Annotated in this window: 2 protein-coding genes; one reads left to right on the forward strand and one right to left on the reverse strand. The window is 62.1% G+C overall.

Annotated elements, in window-relative coordinates; genetic code table 11:
- Positions 1-319, forward strand: a 319-nt coding sequence (locus ACP7AJ_RS21415; RefSeq protein ID WP_426062278.1) for a hypothetical protein, incomplete at its 5' end; no start/stop codon positions are given.
- Positions 320-434: 115 nt separating this feature from the next.
- On the opposite strand, the gene ACP7AJ_RS21420 is transcribed toward ACP7AJ_RS21415, so the two are convergent.
- Positions 435-899, reverse strand: a 465-nt coding sequence (locus ACP7AJ_RS21420) for a hypothetical protein (protein WP_426062279.1), incomplete at its 5' end; no start/stop codon positions are given.

Raw genomic sequence — 899 nt, forward strand, 5'->3', positions numbered from 1 at the left:
CGGCATGACGGGGAGACAAACACTCACGCCCGCCTCCACGGGCATTGCCGTCCGCTGGGTGTTTACGCCGGATAGCACCTTTCAGGCCTACGAGACGCGGCAGGGAACCACGCGCCAAACCAAATCCGGCACCTATTCCCTCGGGTCGGTGCGCAGCATTTACACCGGGCAGGCCGCCCGGGCGTTGCGCTTTACCCCACTCCCGGGCAGTCCCGTGACGGCGGGCCCCGAGACCTACGTCATGGAGGAACTGGGGGCCCACTTGCGCTTAGCCGATAACAACCCGGACGGATTTGGCCACACCTACCGCCGAAAATAACGGGACGTCTCCTTTGCCGGGGAGCGCGGTAAGCTAAAGTTTATACCAGTTCCCCTTCACCTGAATGGCCGCGTTTACCTTCGGACCGTTTTGCTAAACTGGCTTTGCCAGCACATCACTTGCAGAATACGGCAAGCGGGATAACAACCCCTGGCCTTCTCCACTTCCCCATGTTAGGCGGTCGATCCACCGCGGGCACATGGAACAGCACGTCGCGGCGCACCCGCTCCTGCAGCTTGGCCAGCATCGGGGCGGGCACTTCCTTGGCGGCTTGGTACAGCTGGACCGCTGTAATGGCCTCGATGCGCCCGGTGCCGTCCACTTGGCAACTGAAGGAGATGAAGCCCCGGCCTTTGCGACAAAGTACCGCCCGCTCGGAAGAAGAAAGGGCCTGGTGTGCGGCCCGGGTGACAGACGTCCGATCCAAGAGCCGCATTTCGTCGGGGTCGGAGTACGCCTGGTTAACGGTCGCCTGCCCATAGGCACCAGGCACACCTGCTGCGAAGCCAAAAAGGATCACGAATACGAAAGGCTTTGGCAGCATGGCGATAGCCTGGCACAGGTGGGCCGGGCTTGAAAT

It is taken from the genome of Hymenobacter sp. B1770, from assembly GCF_049896385.1.
In the GTDB taxonomy this organism is placed as follows: Bacteria; Bacteroidota; Bacteroidia; order Cytophagales; family Hymenobacteraceae; genus Hymenobacter.